Here is a 14,375-nt window from a genome sequence, read left to right on the forward strand (position 1 = left end):
ATTGCCGCGAACTCCGGAGCACTACCGGCCCACCCATTTACTGAAAATTTACCCCTGCTATTTGATCGCCGTATCCTTTGCTTAGACGTTGCCCCGCTACCGTGTTTCTACGGAAATCATCCGAAACACGATTGGCGCCCAATGTCCGTCGCAGAATTCCTCAGGCAGCGTGCAGTGGACGTCGCCGTGAGCGGCAGCTACTCGCTGCCGCGCTGGTACGATTGCGAGGGCAAGCTGCGCACTTTCGCCTGCCGCACCAAGCGCGTCTCGCCGTTCCGCATGATCGTGGACGTGCCGGTCGTCGGCAAGATCGGCGAGCGCGTGACCTCCTATTTCCAGGACTTCGGCGAGTTCCAGTGCACCATCAGCGCGACGCTGAAGGCGGGCTTCCTGATGGAGCTCGACATGACGCGGGCAAGGCGGGCCTGGATGTCGGAAAAGCTGACCTGGCTCGAGAAAAAGCAGAAGGACGACAGCGTCAAGGAGCTGCGGCGCGATGCGCGCTTCGTTCCGCAGGTCTCGCACACCTTCCTGACGCTCGCCGACGGCTGCACCCACCCCTGCTTCATCATCGACGTCTCCACGGCGGGTGTCGCCATATCCTGCGAATACGATCCGCCGGTCGGAACCCCGCTCGCGGTCGGCGCCTGCGTCGGGCGCGTCATTCGCAAATTCGACAGCGGCTTTGCGGTCAAGTTCGCCGAAAAGCAGCAGCGGGACGACCTCGTTCGCCTGATCGTGCGCTCCCCCCTGGCGCAGCCGGCCTGAGCCGGCGCGGCCGGATTTTAACTCTTTTTTAACTAAATACTGGAGCTGGCGGCCCCCGCGCGATAGGGTGTGCCCCAGCACGTCCGCAATCATTGCGGGCCCCGAGTATTGGAAGTCCCGGAATGTCCATCGCTGAGTTCGCCCCGGCCGAGACCGCCCGAAGCACCATCCCCGCCACCAAGCCGCAGCTTCCGCCCGGCGTCGTCACCGAGGGACCGCTCGTCGAAGCCAAGCTGCGCGAGAGCTATCTGTTGCTCGGCATTCTCTATGTCGGCGCGGTCGCGGGCATCGTCTGGGCCGTCACGCAAGGCGTCGGCAAGGTGGAGCTGTTCACCTTCGCCTGGATGTTCGCGCTGACCACCTTCGGCATCGGTGCCGGCATGCACCGCCTGTTCGTCCATCGCAGCTTCCGCACCGGTCCGATCATGCGCGTGTTCTTCTGCGCCATCGCCCAGATGGCGATCCAGGGCTCGATCGCGAAATGGGTCGCCAACCACCGCCGCCACCACCTCTATGCCGACGACGTCGGCGATCCCCACAGCCCGCAATTCGACGGCTTCGGCAATCGCTATGTCAGCGCATTGAAGGGTTTCCTGCACGCCCAGGGCAGCTGGGTGTTCGACCAGGCGACCACCGACAACGAATACTACGCCAAGGACATCCTCGCCGATCCGATCGCGATGTTCTTCGTGCGCACGCGCTGGGTCTGGTACGGGATTTCGGCCGTCTTCATTCCGGGTGTGGTCGGCTACGTCTTCGGCGGCGTGCACGGCATGATCGGCTGCGTGCTGTTCTCCGGCCTGCTCCGCGCCTATCTGCTGATCCTCACCAGCCAGCTCACCGGCTCGGTCTGCCACGCCTACGGCTACCGCCGCTTCGAGGTTAATGACGCCTCGACCAACGAGTTCGTGACCACGATCCTCACCTTCGGCGAGGGCCTTCACAACAACCATCACCGCTTCCCGCGGGACGCCTACATCTCGCACGCCTGGTGGGAGATCGATCTCAACGGCCTGATCATTCTGGGCATGGAGAAGATCGGTCTGGTCCACGACGTCTTCCACGCCTCGCACCGCCAACTGGAGCTGGCGTCCGAAGCGGAAGCGCAGGGGGCCACCACGGCACGCTGAGCCGGGTGGCGGCGGCCGTCGCCCGGCCGTCTTGCCTCCGCATCGCTGCCCTATCGCCGCCCCATTGCGGGATCAGCTTTTGATGGTCTGTGCCTCGTGCCGGACCTCATTGGCAGACTTGCGATCGGGGGACCGAATGGCAGTCGACAAGATGACGGTCGATAAGATTACTTGGGACAAGGTAGGCCGGGTCGCCGAGCCCGGTCGCTACATGTACACGTTCGGCTGGCTCACCATCACCGCTGGCGACCTCGATATCTGGAAGCAATATCCGCAAGCCGCTTTCACGCTGCTTGCGCAGCATGCGGAGCCGGACGAGTCCATCGGCGAGGAATTCCACCTCGGCGCCTTCGATATCGCGCCCGACATGACGCCGCCGTTCACCACGCACTGACGAGCGGAAAACGCGGCCACGCGCGCCTCGCCGCGCGGACGATTCGCCCTGCGCAAGCCGCGCCTTGCGGAAGGCGCGGCTGCGTACAGCGCAGACCGCGGCGGGAACAAGTGGCATAGCCGTTGCTTAATCAACGCCATGATCCAGATCCCAGCCGTCGACCAGGCCTTCCTGCTGCTTCTCATCGTGTTCTGCCTCGGCACGTGCCTCGTGCGCGCATTCTGGGAGCTCGAGCAGGTGCGGACCCGCCGGATCCTTTCACCGCCGCGCGGGCGCACAACCAAGCGTGACTAGACCGATCGTCCCGTCCGCGCGTTGTCCGGACGGAGGCAATCCGGCCTCTGGACTCGGCGGCGAGCCACGTGCATCCTGAATCGAAGAGACCTGCGCATTTCCTTGATCTGACTAACAAATCGCGATTCCATGGCAGCGGCATATTCGTTGTCGTGGATGACGAAGTGGCTCTGTCATGCAATTGATTGTGCTCACATTCTGCACGTTCAATGGCGGTCCTGATGAATACCGGCTGCCGCGCTTGTTCAGTGAAGCGACAGCAGGCACATGACACATGGTCGCATCGCAAGGCGTAGCTAACCGGATCAAGGGAACCTATTTTCGGCGCCGATGTACCTGATTGAAGCGTTACCCACCGTCATCGGAACTGCCGCCATCGCCCCGGCGCTGCTGATGCTGTGGCTCGTCATTGCCGCCGAGGAGCGTCCTGGACCGCCGGCCCAGGTCTGGACCGCGTTCCTGCTCGGCGCGGCAAGCATCTCGCTGCTGGGCCTTGCCCGCGCGCCCTTCGCCAAAATGGTCGCAGCCCCTGACAATCCCTGGGCGGCGCTGGCCATGCATTCGATCTTCGGCGTCGCGCTTCCGGAGGAAGCCGTAAAAGTGGTCGCCATCGTGCTGGTCGCCTCGACCAAGCGGCGGACCTTTGCCAATCCGATGGACACCGTGGTCTATGGCGCCGCAGTCGGCCTCGGCTTCGCCGCTTACGAAAACCTCGCCTACCTCGTGCAGCATGCCGAGATGTGGCGCTCGCTGGCCGCCTTGCGCAGCGTGCTGACGGTGCCGTTCCACGGCGCGCTCGGAATCATCGCCGGCGCTTACCTCACGATCGCGCGCGCCGGCACGGCGCTGGGGGCGAACCGCCACAACCGCGATTGGGCCCGCCTCTCCAGCCGCCTCCTGATGCTGGGCGGTCCTTTGGCGCTGCATTCGGCTTTCGACTTCCCGCTGCTCGCCCTGCAGCGCATGCCGGATCTCGATCCCAGCTTGCGGATGTGGCTGGGTGCCGCGAGCCTCCTGATCGGCTTCGGCGCGATCGCCTTCGCCATCCGCCTGGTCCGCCGCGTCGCGCGCCACCACGCGCCCCGGACCGATGTCGCACGCGAACGGCTCAGCCAGTTGCGCCGGATGTGGGCGCTGCTGCTTGCCGGCGGCGGTGTCGGCTTTCTCGGCCTCGCATTCGTGCTGACCTCGATCCACCACTGGCTGATCAACCCCGAGCGCAATCTGACGCTGGCCCTGATCCCGATCGGTTTCGTCTCGATCCTGCTCGGCCTCGCGCTTCTGATTGTCACGACCGCGATCTATGTTCTCGGTCGCAACCGCATCCGCACCACGGGCGAAGGTTTTTCGTCCGCGCACGGCGGTGGTTGAGCCGCGGGGATGGCCAGCGCGGAGTACACGTACTACTACATAGAGCACACGCCTTTTGATTTTTGATCTGGAGCCTGCCGATGACATCGCCTGAGGATCTTTCCCGGCTCCAATCCGCGATGAGCCAGACGGTAAAATCGCATTGGAAGGCCTTCCTGTTCGAAGGCATCCTGCTCGTCGTTCTCGGCGTCGCCGCGCTGATCCTGCCACCTCTTGCAAGCCTCGCCATCGCGATCTTCCTTGGCTGGATGTTCCTGATCAGCGGCATCGGCGGTCTGATCGTGACTTACTGGGCGCGCAGCACGCCTGGCTTCTGGTGGTCGCTGATCTCGGCTGCGCTGGCCGTGCTTGCCGGCGCGCTGCTGCTGGCCCGCCCGATGCAGGCCGTGCTGACGCTGACCATCGTGCTGGGCGCCTACTTCCTCGCCGAGGGCATCGCCACCATCATGTACGCACTGGAGCACCGCCGCGAGTTAAGCGGCCGCTGGTCGTGGCTGCTGATCTCCGGCCTCGTCGACATCGCGATCTCGTTCATGGTGATCACGGGGCTGCCGAGCTCGGCTGAATGGGCGATCGGCGTCCTCGTCGGTATCAATTTGCTGTTCGGCGGCTCCACCCTGATCGGCATGGCGCTGGCCGCACGCAACGGCAACACCTGAGACGCCTCGTCGCGCCCTGCGCCGATTTGGGGGTGACAATCGGCCAGCGGCGCGCTATATGCCCATCCATGATCACCGTCGCCACCAGCTTTTATTGGTACTTTAGCTACGACAGCTCGCTGGCGGCAGGAGGATCGCGCTCAATCTGAAACATTGCAGCAAACGTCCGAACAAGCCGCCAGACCTGGCGGCTTTTTTATTGGCCGGCAGGTTCGAAACAAACAGGAGCCCGCCGTGCTGAGCACGACCGACGATCTTCGTATCCGCGAACTGAAAGAGCTGAGCACGCCGGAAGAGGTGATGCGGGAAGTCCCGCGCACCCTCACCGCCACCCGCGTGGTGATGGCAGCGCGCAACGCCATCCATGCCATCCTCAACGGACAGGACGACCGCCTGCTGGTCGTGGTCGGCCCCTGCTCGGTGCACGATCCCAAGGCTGCGCTCGAGTATGCCGAGCGCCTCGCTGCCTTGCGCGAGGACCTCGCCGATCAGCTCGAGATCGTGATGCGGGTCTATTTCGAGAAGCCACGCACCACCGTCGGCTGGAAGGGCCTGATCAACGACCCCGATCTGGACGGCAGCTTCGACATCAACAAGGGCCTGCGGCTGGCGCGCAATGTGCTGTCGGCAGTGAACAATCTCGGCCTGCCCGCCGGCACGGAATTCCTGGACATGACGACGCCGCAATACATCGCCGACCTCGTGTCCTGGGCCGCGATCGGCGCGCGCACGACCGAGAGCCAGATCCATCGCGAGCTCGCCTCGGGGCTGTCCTGCCCGGTCGGCTTCAAGAATGGCACCGACGGCAATGTGCGCATCGCGGCCGACGCTGTGAAGTCGGCCTCGCACCCGCATCATTTCATGGCGGTGACCAAGCTCGGTCGCTCGGCGATCGCCTCGACCGCGGGCAACGAGGACTGCCACATCATCCTGCGCGGCGGCAGCAAGCCGAACTACGATGCGGCCAGCGTCGCGGCGGCCTGCAACGATCTGGCGAAATCCGGCGTTGCGCCGCTGGTGATGGTCGATGCGAGTCACGCCAATTCGAGCAAGAAGCCGGAGAACCAGCCGCTGGTCATGGCCGACATCGCCGGCCAGATCTCCGGCGGCGAGAACCGCATCATGGGCGTGATGATCGAGAGCAATCTCGTTGCCGGCCGCCAGGACGTGGTGCCGGGCAAGCCGCTCGCCTACGGCCAGAGCATCACCGACGGATGCATCGACTGGGCGACCACGGCCACCGTGCTCGAGCAGCTCGCTGACTCGGTCGAGATCCGGCGCAACACCAAGCGCGCGGGGCTGCACGAGCGCACGGCATAAGGTCAAAGCAACGTGGGCGGGGCGAGCTGTCGCGCCCTGCCCGCAATCCGTGATGGACTAGCAGCCGCGGCAGATGCTCTTGATCTTCTTGTCGAGCGCCTGGTTTTCCTTGCTGAGCGGATCGTTCGGGTCGCTCAAATTCTTCTCGTTGGGCACGTCGCCGGCGCGCGGCTGACGATGACCGATGGGTGCCTGCGGCAGAGAGCCCGCCGACTGCCCAGACGTGGCACCGCCCGACGTCGATCCCTTGCTGCCGGTCTGCGCGACCGCCGCGGCACCGAGCAAGACCACGAGCGATGCTGCCACGATGATCTTCTTCATGTCTCTCCTCCATTCCTCAAACCAGCGTCACCGCTTTTACCGCTCAGGTCTCGGGCGGATAGAGATGAACGTCGCCGCAATAATCCACGATACGATAGCGCGTTTCCTGATCTGCATCACGTGCATCGGCTGCGGTATTTTGCACCGCCAACACATAATTCGGCCCGACCGGCGATTTGCCGGCACCACCGGGAATGTCGATGACATAGTCAGGCTGGCATAGTCCTGACACCCGTCCGCGCAACTGCCGCATCAACGCCTGCCCCTCGGCGAGCGTGGTGCGCAGATGCGACGTTCCCGGCGCGAGATCGCCGTGATGCAGGTAATAGGGCTTGATCCGGCATTCGACGAAAGCTCGCATCAAATCCGACAAAGCGGTCGGGTTGTCATTGATACCGCGCAAAAGCACGGACTGGCTCACCATGGGAATCCCTGCATCGACCAGCCGCGCGCAGGCGGCGCGCGCCGGGCCGGCCAGCTCGCGTGGATGGTTGGCATGCAGCGCCACCCAGGTGGTCGCCCCCTCGACCTTCAATGCTGCGACCATTTCGTCGCTGATCCGCGCAGGCTCGGCCACGGGCACGCGGGTGTGGAGGCGGATGATCTTGACGTGATCGATCGCGGCCAGATCGGCCATGATTTCGCTCATCCGCCGCGGCGAGAGCATCAGGGGATCGCCACCAGTCAGGATCACCTCCCAGATCTCGCTGTGCGCGCGAATGTAGTTGATGGCGGCACGATAGGCGCTGTCCGAGAGCGCATTCTCCTTGCCGGGCCCGACCATCTCGCGACGAAAGCAGAAACGGCAATAGACCGCGCAGACGTGAACGAGCTTGAACAGCACGCGGTCGGGGTAGCGATGCACGATGCCCGGCACGGGCGAATGGGGATGATCGCCGATCGGATCGGCGTTCTCGCCCGGCTGCATCTCCAGCTCTGCGGCGCTCGGAACGAATTGCCTTGCGATCGGATCGTCCGGATCCGATGTGTCGATCAGCTCGACCAGCGCCGGCGTGATCGCAACCGCATAGCGCGCGGCGACGCGCTCCAGCGCGGGCAGTGCCGTGGCAGTTGCCAGGCCCTCGACGACGAGTTCGGCCGGCTCGCGCAATGTGCGTGCAAGATTGGTCTTCGTCATTATCCACTTAACGTTTCATCTGCAGGCGGTGTCCACACCACCTGATCAATCCGCGACGCGCCGCTCGCCAGCATTACCAGCCGGTCGAAGCCGAGCGCGACGCCGCTCGCCTCCGGCATTTCAGCGACCGCGGCCAGAAAGTCCTCGTCCAGCGGATAGGCCTCGCCGTAGCGTCGCTGCTTCTCCGCCATCGACTCCATGAAGCGCTTGCGCTGCTCCGCGGCGTCGGTGAGCTCGCCAAAGCCGTTGGCGAGCTCTACGCCGCAGGCATAGACCTCGAACCGCTCGGCAACCCGTACGTCACAGGCCGTCACCCGCGCCAGCGCCGCCTCTGGAGATGGGTATTCGAACAGAATGGTCAAACGGCCCTGGCCCAGCTTCGGCTCGACATGCTCGACCAGGACCTTGCTGAAGATGTCCGACCAGGTGTCGTCCCCGGCCACGCGGACCTTGCCACCGGCCGCCTCGGCAAGCGCGGCACGGTTACCTTCACTGCCAGAGATTGTCGACAGCAGGTCGATGCCGGCGAACCGCGCGAAAGCGCCGGCGAGCGTCAAGAGCTCCGGCTCGGCGAAGGGGTCGGCGGTCCGGCCGCGGAACGAGAACGTCCCGATCCCGGTCGCCTGGGCTGCACGGGCGATCACGACGACGGTGTCGGTCATGATGGCGTCGTAGGGGGCGCCTGCCCGGTACCACTCCAGCATGGTGAATTCGGGCAGATGCAGGTCACCTCGCTCGCGGTCCCGAAACACCCGGGCAAACTCGAAAATCCGCTCTTCGCCCGCCGCCAGCAGCTTCTTGCAGGAGAATTCCGGGGAGGTCCTCAAGTAGCGGCGGGCGCGGCTGCCGTCGGGCCGCAAAATCTCGGTGCGGGGGGCGTGGAGATGGGTTTCGTTGCCCGGGGAGACCTGGAGGATGGAGGTTTCGACCTCGATAAAGCCCTGCTCGGCAAAAAAGCCCCGTAGAGCCCCGGTAATGGCCCCTCGGGCCTGGAGGAACGGCCGCCGGTCCAGGTGCCGCGAACGCGACCAGAACGGCGAAATCGGCTTGTCCCCAGCCATCAACCGACCGCCCGGCAGGCCAGCAAAATGCTGGCATTCAACGACAAAATGCGTATGTTGCGGCCCGAAACGGGTGCCGCGGTCTGATTTGAGGCCCCAGGTCCCCCATCAATTTGACCACGTCCTGGCCGGAGCCGGGCCAAGCAAGCAGGAAATATAGCTTTGAGAGTCATCGCCAGTTCTATTCGCAAGGGCAACGTGATCGAGCAAGACGGCAAGCTTTATGTCGTCGTCAGCGCCGAAAACATCCATCCCGGCAAGGGCACGCCGGTCAGCCAGATCGAAATGCGCCGAATCTCGGACGGGGTAAAGATCTCCGAGCGCTACAAGACCACCGACCAGGTCGAAAAGGCCACGATCGAAGAGCGCAACTTCACCTTCCTCTATGAAGATGGTGACGGCTACCACTTCATGAACCCCGAGACCTACGACCAGGTCCAGGTTTCCAAGGACGTGGTTGGCGACGCGGCCGCCTATCTTCAGCCGGAGATGACGGTCAAGCTGTCGACCCATGACGTCAACGTGGTCTCGCTCGCGCTGCCGCAGCGCGTGACGCTGGAAGTGGTCGAGACCGAACCGGTGACCAAGGGTCAAACCGCCTCGTCCTCCTACAAGCCCGCGGTGCTCTCCAACGGCGTCCGGACCACCGTGCCGCCGCACATCGCTGTCGGCACCCGCATCGTGGTGATGACCGAAGACGGCTCCTACTCCGAGCGCGCCAAGGACTAAGCGAGGGATCAGGAACAGGTGCCGCCGGGGGGCGAGACAGTGGTTGGGAAGAATTTCCGCTTCGTCTCGCTGCTTCTGGCGTCGCTGTCGCTCCTCACCGCCACTCCGCTCGCCGCGGACGAAATCCGCAGCCCCTCGCTCACGGCCCTGCGCGTCGACTGGCGCGCAGCGCTCGACCAGCTCCGTGCCGAGATCAACAGCCGCCCCCCGATCGCGGGCGACTTCATCTTCGCACCCCGCCGTTCGGTGCCGCGCTACGATCCGCGTGCGATGCCGGCACTGGTGCAGCTCAACGCCATCTCCTCGCAATTCTTCACCGGCATCGCCCGCAGCTCCGTGCCCGTGCTGCTGCCGTTCGATGCCGCAGCCTATCTCGCGGCGCAGCGCAACGGCGCGCCGCCGACACTGGCGCTGTCGCGCTATCAGGCCGATTTCAACTCCGTCGACATGTTCGATGCCGGCCCCTCCGGCTACAGCGCGAGCTTTTCGTTCGAGCCCGGCGCGGGTGATGGCATGCCGAGCCGAGTCTTCACGAGGCCGGTCGAGGTGCAGATCACCGGCTCGGCCCTGCTCTATGACATCGCCGATCCCGCCGGCGGCAAGGGCGAGCCAGTGAAGCCGCTCGCGGCAACCTTTCCGGACCTGCGCAGGTTCATCAGGGAAGGTTATGTCCGCTACGCCTTCACGCGCTTTGGCGTCGCCTATGTGGTGTCGGTCCAGTGCCTCGACAGCGTCGCCAAGCCGCGACGGCTCGCCTGCAAGGAGGCCTATCCGGTCGCCGAGCGCTTCCTGAATGCGTTGCGGATCGCGGGCGGCCAGCGCATGCGGCCGCTGACGGACATGGCCTCCGCCATCATCGACCGTCCCGCGGCGCGTTCGGCGGACTTCAGCTACCGGCCGAGCGGCGACATCATCCCGAACACCGGATATCGCAACAAGGCCGGCCATCCCGACGTGATGGCTTATGCCCAGATCCGATTTCCACTTGAGAAGGCACCTGCCTTCATCCGCTCGCAATCCTACGGCAAGCGCGACAAAAGCGAAGGTCCGACCGCCTATCCCTGGCGTGATAATTTCTGCGAGTCCCGTAGCTTCGAGGTCTGGCAATGCGGAGGCGGTTACGGGCACCAGGGCGAGGACATCCGCGCCGCTGATTGCCCCCCGCCCGGCGAGGGCCGTGAGCCCTGCGACCCGAAGCAGCGCGCCGTCGTCGCCGTGCGCGACGCCATCGTGATCCGCGGCGCCAAGGACCAGGCGGCGACGCTCGAAATCAACAGCCGGACCGAGCGCATCCGCTTCCGCTACATGCACATGAACCCTCAGGCGATGAACGCGGACGGCGTGCTCAACGGACGTTTCGTTACCGAAGGCGAGAAGATCGGCGTGGTCTCGAACTATCTCGACCATCCGGCCGGCACGTCGATGCATCTGCATTTCGACGTCCAGGTGTTCACCCGCGACGGCTGGATCTGGGTCAGCCCCTACGTCACCCTGGTCTCGGCATATGAACGCCTGATCCGCGCCCGCGGCCGCGAGGTCGGCCCGGATATCGCAGTTACGTCGCAGCCGTTGGCCCATGCGCTGCCGGAGGACGTGATCAAGCCGGACCTGCGCGAAGGATCGAGCGGCGAGGAAAATTGATGACTTGCCCGTTCCGATGTCGAACCAGGCAAGAGCGCGTTGTCGCGCACGGCTCCGGATCGAGCCACCAAGGATGGGATCGATGAGTGTCGGACTGATCGGTCTTCTCGACGACATCGCAGCGATTGCGAAGGTGGCCGCAGCCTCGCTCGACGACGTGGCGAGCCAGGCTGCCAAAGCAGGCACAAAGGCGGCAGGAGTCGTCATCGATGACGCAGCCGTCACACCAAACTACGTCATCGGTTTCGCTGCGAAACGCGAATTGCCGATCGTCGGCAAGATTGCGGTCGGCTCGCTGCGCAATAAGTTGCTGATCCTGCTTCCCGTTGCTCTGCTGCTTGGTTATTTCCTTCCCGCCGCTGTCACGCCGCTGCTCATGCTGGGCGGAGCCTTTCTCTGCTACGAGGGTGCCGAGAAGGTACTCGAAGCCGTAATCCCACATCATGCGCGCGACCACGAATCTCAGGTCCAGCCGATTGCGCTGAATGCCAGGTCGGTCGAGGACGAAAAGGTCGCGAGCGCCATCAAGACGGATTTCATCCTGTCGGCTGAGATCATGGCGATCACGCTGGCAGCCCTCCCGGCGGGCAGCATCTGGACGCAGGCGCTTGTGCTGGCGCTGGTCGGCTTCGGCATCACTGTCGGGGTCTACGGCGTGGTCGCGCTGATCGTGAAGGCGGACGATGTGGGCCTGGCCCTCGCACGCTATGACGGCGCCTCCGTCATTGGCCGCGCGATCCGCCTGATGGGACGCGCGCTCGTTCGCGGAATGCCCAGCTTCCTGACGGTCCTGAGCATGATCGGCACCGCCGCCATGATCTGGGTCGGCGGAGGTATCATCCTGCACGGTTTCGAAAAATACGGGCCGCCTCTGGTTGGTCGCGCCGTCCATGCCGCAACCGAGGCGGCCGCGCACATCCTTCCGCCAGTTGCCGGCATGATTGAATGGACGGTCGAGGCGCTCATATCCGGCGTGCTCGGCTTGCTTGTCGGGGCACTTGCGATTCCAGCAGTCGAATACGGCCTCTCCCCTGCATGGAAACGATTGAGGCGATCGGTTGGCCTGGAGGGCCGCTGAGTCTGCTGGACGCAAATTCAGGACGACGAAAGCGAGCTACTCCAGTAACGTCGTCAGCTGTGCGCCTTCGTCCGCCACGAACACCGCGACCAATTCCGCGGGCTCTGTGGAACTGGCGTTGGCCGAGACCAGGTGCGTCGATCCCGGCGGTTCGAAGAAGGACTGGCCGACGCTGAACGTCTCGACCGGACCTCCGCCGAGCTGGGAGCGGATCTCGCCCTTGGTGATGTAGGCGGTCACCGAGCCCGCATGGCGGTGCGGCCGCGAAAATCCCCCGGGTCCGTAGACCACGCGTACGATGGTGACGCGCTTCCCCGGCACGTTGGGCAGCGCGTAGGAGCCGATCAGCTCGACCTTGTCGAGCGGCGAACTCTCCGCGACCGTCGCGCAGAGCGGCGCCAACGCGCCCGATACGGTGTCCATCGCCACCGGCAGCCCCTTGCCGATCGCAAGCGCACAGGCGAGCCCACCGACGACGGCCAGCGCCATCGAGCGCGACGGCACCGGACGTAGCGTGGTAGCCAAAGTCATTGCTGTCATGACAACCTCCTCCCGTTATGATCAGGACACCGCGGCATTCGTGGCGACCGGCCGCTTCGCCGGAGTCCAGCGAAAGGCTGCGCCGAAACGGTTCCAGACGTTGATCGAAGCAACTGCCGACGTCAGGTACATCAGCTCGGTCTCGGAAAATTCGCGCTGCACCTCGGCATAGACCTCGTCGCCGAATCGGTCGGGCAGCAGGGTCAGTGCCTCGGCCCAGGCAAGGGCTGCACGCTCGCGCGGCGAATAGATCGGTGCCTCCCGCCAGACCGCGACCAGATTGAGCTTGTCCGCGGACACGCCGATCCGCTCCGATAGCAGGATGTGGTGCTGTACGCAGAAGGCACAGCCGTTGATCTGCGAAGCCCGGAGCTTGACCAGCTCGAGCAGCTGTTTGTCGAGACCCGCCTTGGCCGCAACCTGGCCCAGCGCCAGCACCAGCTCATACGCATCGGGCGCGATCCGCTTGAAATCCTCGTATTCGCTGCGCTCGTGTGACATTGCGGTTTACCCCGGGTTATTGTAAGACGGCTTACATCTTATAAGAGCACTTACATCTTGCGCAAGACGCCCGCCATCACGAGATCGAAATCCCGGCGCAAAGCCGCCGGGCCTGCCGCCGTACGCGTCCCTGCCCCGGGCGAAGGCAAGCGCGGCGAAGAAGGCTATCTCGGTTATCTCCTGCGCCAGGCCCATGCCGCGGTTCGGCTGACGATGGAACGCACGCTTGCCGATCTCGGCGTGACCTCGCCGCAGTTTGCAGTGCTGACGATGCTGAATGCCTATCCGGGGCTGTCCGGCGCCGACGTCGCCCGCCTCACCTTCCTGACGCCGCAGACGGTGGGCGTCATCATCCGCAACCTCGAACGTGACGGCGCCATTGAGATGACGCCACACCCTGTCCACGGGCGCATCCAGCAGTGGACATTGACGCCGCGCGGCACAACGTTGCTGAGGGCGTGCCGGGAACGCGTGATCGCATTGGAAAAGCGTCTCGCCGATAGCCTCGATGCCAAGGCCGAGGCAAGCATTCGCCGCTGGCTAGCCGGCATTGCAGCTGATTTGCAGGAGGACCAAGCGAGGCCTTAGTCGCCTCCTCCGTCCCCGCCGCCGTCACACCCGCCGGCATCCGAGAAGTCGCCGCCAGCGGCGCCATCACCCTGAATGCCGCGGCCAAAATTCTCGGCGATGATCATCAGGATCACGACGAGAAGCCCGGCGCCGAACGGCCAAGGATTGGCACGAATGATGTCGAACAGCTCGCGCATGCGCCCATCATGCGCAGACGGAAGCGAACCGACCGTAAAATCACAGGCTTAAAAATGGGAATATCTTGCTAGGTAGAGCGGGCCCTAGCCACCCTTCAATGCTTTCTTAACCTCGCCATCGGGCCACGTCGCGCCGGCAGCGATCACACGCACGCGGCTATGGTCGGAGGCATTCACCAGCACATGCGAACTCACCCGCTCACCGCTCGGCTCCAGGTGAAGGTCGGTTTCAGGCTTCCAGCTCAGCGTCGTTGCGAGATCGCCGGGAAAGATCTGCCATTGCGATCCGTCCTCCAACTCGACGACGTGGCTTTCCGCATGCGCTCGTATCTTCATTTCACCCCGAATTCTCGACGAAGGCGGGCCCCGGCGGTCTGCCGGGGCCCGCTCCGTCAGTCGTTGTCGTGATGAATCACGGTCTTGCTGCGATTGCCGTATTCATCTTCCTTCTTGATCACGGTGGTGCGGCTCGATGGCTCGCGCTCCCTGATGACCGTCGTGCTGTCACGATCGCGGTCCCGCTCACGATACTCGTGGGACTGTCCGACCGTCACGCCGGCACCAACCGGGCCGACATGAACGCCGACTTCATCCGCGAATGCAGGGGCCGCGATGGCGGTGACCATGGCGGCGGCAAACAGATACTTCCTCATTTTGTCCTCC

At 64.4% G+C, this 14,375-nt stretch carries 19 protein-coding genes; 11 read left to right on the forward strand and 8 right to left on the reverse strand.

Features of this window, described 5'->3' with window-relative positions; translation table 11 throughout:
* Nucleotides 1-141 precede the first annotated feature (141 nt).
* The 7 genes from FNV92_RS19380 to FNV92_RS19410 all read left to right on the forward strand — a co-directional run bounded on the left by FNV92_RS19380 (nt 142) and on the right by FNV92_RS19410 (nt 5,936).
* Nucleotides 142-768 carry a PilZ domain-containing protein gene (locus tag FNV92_RS19380; RefSeq protein WP_143845023.1) on the forward strand — a complete coding sequence of 209 codons (627 nt, stop codon included), beginning with the start codon at nt 142-144 and terminating at the stop codon, nt 766-768.
* Between the two features lie 122 nt (nt 769-890).
* Nucleotides 891-1,898 (forward strand): acyl-CoA desaturase, encoded by a 1,008-nt coding sequence (locus FNV92_RS19385; RefSeq protein ID WP_143845021.1) that lies wholly within the window; start codon nt 891-893, stop codon nt 1,896-1,898.
* Between the two features lie 136 nt (nt 1,899-2,034).
* Nucleotides 2,035-2,292 carry a hypothetical protein gene (locus tag FNV92_RS19390; protein ID WP_143845019.1) on the forward strand — a complete coding sequence of 86 codons (258 nt, stop codon included), beginning with the start codon at nt 2,035-2,037 and terminating at the stop codon, nt 2,290-2,292.
* A 138-nt stretch (nt 2,293-2,430) separates the two neighbouring features.
* The gene (locus FNV92_RS19395) at nt 2,431-2,586 is read left to right on the forward strand and encodes a hypothetical protein (RefSeq protein ID WP_168213639.1); all 156 of its coding nucleotides are present in this window, start codon (nt 2,431-2,433) and stop codon (nt 2,584-2,586) included.
* A gap of 330 nt (nt 2,587-2,916) precedes the next feature.
* Entirely contained in the window at nt 2,917-3,957 is a 1,041-nt protein-coding gene (locus FNV92_RS19400) for a PrsW family glutamic-type intramembrane protease (protein WP_015686366.1), read from the forward strand.
* Nucleotides 3,958-4,037: 80 nt separating this feature from the next.
* Nucleotides 4,038-4,616 carry an HdeD family acid-resistance protein gene (locus FNV92_RS19405; RefSeq protein ID WP_041748926.1) on the forward strand — a complete coding sequence of 193 codons (579 nt, stop codon included), beginning with the start codon at nt 4,038-4,040 and terminating at the stop codon, nt 4,614-4,616.
* Nucleotides 4,617-4,850: 234 nt separating this feature from the next.
* Nucleotides 4,851-5,936: a 3-deoxy-7-phosphoheptulonate synthase gene (locus FNV92_RS19410; RefSeq protein WP_015686368.1), complete on the forward strand. Its 1,086-nt coding sequence runs from the start codon at nt 4,851-4,853 to the stop codon at nt 5,934-5,936.
* 57 nt (nt 5,937-5,993) lie between these two features.
* On the opposite strand, the gene FNV92_RS19415 is transcribed toward FNV92_RS19410, so the two are convergent.
* From FNV92_RS19415 to epmA, 3 genes are read right to left on the reverse strand one after another with little or no spacing between them, the layout of a single operon-like run.
* Nucleotides 5,994-6,257, reverse strand: coding sequence for a hypothetical protein (locus FNV92_RS19415; RefSeq protein WP_143845017.1), 264 nt, complete (start codon nt 6,255-6,257; stop codon nt 5,994-5,996).
* A gap of 43 nt (nt 6,258-6,300) precedes the next feature.
* Nucleotides 6,301-7,395, reverse strand: coding sequence for a lysine-2,3-aminomutase-like protein (locus tag FNV92_RS19420; protein ID WP_143845015.1), 1,095 nt, complete (start codon nt 7,393-7,395; stop codon nt 6,301-6,303).
* Entirely contained in the window at nt 7,395-8,456 is a 1,062-nt protein-coding gene (epmA, locus tag FNV92_RS19425; RefSeq protein WP_143845013.1) for an EF-P lysine aminoacylase EpmA, read from the reverse strand. The genes FNV92_RS19420 and epmA overlap by 1 nt, the downstream gene beginning before the upstream one ends.
* 162 nt (nt 8,457-8,618) lie before the next feature.
* On the opposite strand from epmA, the gene efp reads away from it, so the two are divergent.
* The 3 genes from efp to FNV92_RS19440 all read left to right on the forward strand — a co-directional run bounded on the left by efp (nt 8,619) and on the right by FNV92_RS19440 (nt 11,904).
* Complete coding sequence (gene efp, locus FNV92_RS19430) at nt 8,619-9,185, forward strand: elongation factor P (protein ID WP_015686372.1); 567 nt, start codon at nt 8,619-8,621, stop codon at nt 9,183-9,185.
* An 18-nt stretch (nt 9,186-9,203) separates the two neighbouring features.
* Nucleotides 9,204-10,826 carry a M23 family metallopeptidase gene (locus FNV92_RS19435; RefSeq protein ID WP_143845011.1) on the forward strand — a complete coding sequence of 541 codons (1,623 nt, stop codon included), beginning with the start codon at nt 9,204-9,206 and terminating at the stop codon, nt 10,824-10,826.
* An 82-nt stretch (nt 10,827-10,908) separates the two neighbouring features.
* Nucleotides 10,909-11,904 carry a DUF808 domain-containing protein gene (locus FNV92_RS19440; protein WP_143845010.1) on the forward strand — a complete coding sequence of 332 codons (996 nt, stop codon included), beginning with the start codon at nt 10,909-10,911 and terminating at the stop codon, nt 11,902-11,904.
* Between the two features lie 36 nt (nt 11,905-11,940).
* On the opposite strand, the gene FNV92_RS19445 is transcribed toward FNV92_RS19440, so the two are convergent.
* Both FNV92_RS19445 and FNV92_RS19450 read right to left on the reverse strand, forming a co-directional pair.
* Nucleotides 11,941-12,444, reverse strand: coding sequence for a cupin domain-containing protein (locus FNV92_RS19445; protein ID WP_143845008.1), 504 nt, complete (start codon nt 12,442-12,444; stop codon nt 11,941-11,943).
* Nucleotides 12,445-12,465: 21 nt separating this feature from the next.
* Complete coding sequence (locus tag FNV92_RS19450) at nt 12,466-12,945, reverse strand: carboxymuconolactone decarboxylase family protein (protein ID WP_143845006.1); 480 nt, start codon at nt 12,943-12,945, stop codon at nt 12,466-12,468.
* Between the two features lie 54 nt (nt 12,946-12,999).
* Here FNV92_RS19450 and FNV92_RS19455 point away from each other — a divergent pair, with 54 nt between their 5' ends.
* The gene (locus tag FNV92_RS19455) at nt 13,000-13,533 is read left to right on the forward strand and encodes a MarR family winged helix-turn-helix transcriptional regulator (protein WP_143845004.1); all 534 of its coding nucleotides are present in this window, start codon (nt 13,000-13,002) and stop codon (nt 13,531-13,533) included.
* Here the strand turns inward: FNV92_RS19455 and FNV92_RS19460 are convergent.
* The 3 genes from FNV92_RS19460 to FNV92_RS19470 all read right to left on the reverse strand — a co-directional run bounded on the left by FNV92_RS19460 (nt 13,530) and on the right by FNV92_RS19470 (nt 14,365).
* The gene (locus FNV92_RS19460) at nt 13,530-13,712 is read right to left on the reverse strand and encodes a hypothetical protein (protein ID WP_143845003.1); all 183 of its coding nucleotides are present in this window, start codon (nt 13,710-13,712) and stop codon (nt 13,530-13,532) included. The genes FNV92_RS19455 and FNV92_RS19460 overlap by 4 nt on opposite strands.
* 84 nt (nt 13,713-13,796) lie before the next feature.
* Nucleotides 13,797-14,048 carry a hypothetical protein gene (locus FNV92_RS19465; RefSeq protein ID WP_143845001.1) on the reverse strand — a complete coding sequence of 84 codons (252 nt, stop codon included), beginning with the start codon at nt 14,046-14,048 and terminating at the stop codon, nt 13,797-13,799.
* 56 nt (nt 14,049-14,104) lie between these two features.
* Nucleotides 14,105-14,365, reverse strand: coding sequence for a hypothetical protein (locus FNV92_RS19470; RefSeq protein ID WP_143844999.1), 261 nt, complete (start codon nt 14,363-14,365; stop codon nt 14,105-14,107).
* Nucleotides 14,366-14,375: the final 10 nt, after the last annotated feature.

Origin of the sequence: Bradyrhizobium cosmicum (assembly GCF_007290395.2) — a bacterium.
Taxonomy (GTDB): domain Bacteria; phylum Pseudomonadota; class Alphaproteobacteria; order Rhizobiales; family Xanthobacteraceae; genus Bradyrhizobium; species Bradyrhizobium cosmicum.

What these genes read in the sequence shown, in the direction of transcription:
- FNV92_RS19415 (WP_143845017.1), bottom strand. Translation starts at nt 6,257, where the DNA reads ATGAAGAAGATCATCGTGGCAGCATCGCTCGTGGTCTTGCTCGGTGCC.
- FNV92_RS19405 (WP_041748926.1), top strand. Translation starts at nt 4,038, where the DNA reads ATGACATCGCCTGAGGATCTTTCCCGGCTCCAATCCGCGATGAGCCAG.
- epmA (WP_143845013.1), bottom strand. Translation starts at nt 8,456, where the DNA reads ATGGCTGGGGACAAGCCGATTTCGCCGTTCTGGTCGCGTTCGCGGCAC.
- FNV92_RS19450 (WP_143845006.1), bottom strand. Translation starts at nt 12,945, where the DNA reads ATGTCACACGAGCGCAGCGAATACGAGGATTTCAAGCGGATCGCGCCC.
- FNV92_RS19460 (WP_143845003.1), bottom strand. Translation starts at nt 13,712, where the DNA reads ATGCGCGAGCTGTTCGACATCATTCGTGCCAATCCTTGGCCGTTCGGC.
- FNV92_RS19400 (WP_015686366.1), top strand. Translation starts at nt 2,917, where the DNA reads ATGTACCTGATTGAAGCGTTACCCACCGTCATCGGAACTGCCGCCATC.
- FNV92_RS19395 (WP_168213639.1), top strand. Translation starts at nt 2,431, where the DNA reads ATGATCCAGATCCCAGCCGTCGACCAGGCCTTCCTGCTGCTTCTCATC.
- FNV92_RS19420 (WP_143845015.1), bottom strand. Translation starts at nt 7,395, where the DNA reads ATGACGAAGACCAATCTTGCACGCACATTGCGCGAGCCGGCCGAACTC.
- FNV92_RS19445 (WP_143845008.1), bottom strand. Translation starts at nt 12,444, where the DNA reads ATGACAGCAATGACTTTGGCTACCACGCTACGTCCGGTGCCGTCGCGC.
- FNV92_RS19440 (WP_143845010.1), top strand. Translation starts at nt 10,909, where the DNA reads ATGAGTGTCGGACTGATCGGTCTTCTCGACGACATCGCAGCGATTGCG.
- FNV92_RS19465 (WP_143845001.1), bottom strand. Translation starts at nt 14,048, where the DNA reads ATGAAGATACGAGCGCATGCGGAAAGCCACGTCGTCGAGTTGGAGGAC.
- FNV92_RS19380 (WP_143845023.1), top strand. Translation starts at nt 142, where the DNA reads ATGTCCGTCGCAGAATTCCTCAGGCAGCGTGCAGTGGACGTCGCCGTG.
- FNV92_RS19390 (WP_143845019.1), top strand. Translation starts at nt 2,035, where the DNA reads ATGGCAGTCGACAAGATGACGGTCGATAAGATTACTTGGGACAAGGTA.
- FNV92_RS19470 (WP_143844999.1), bottom strand. Translation starts at nt 14,365, where the DNA reads ATGAGGAAGTATCTGTTTGCCGCCGCCATGGTCACCGCCATCGCGGCC.
- FNV92_RS19385 (WP_143845021.1), top strand. Translation starts at nt 891, where the DNA reads ATGTCCATCGCTGAGTTCGCCCCGGCCGAGACCGCCCGAAGCACCATC.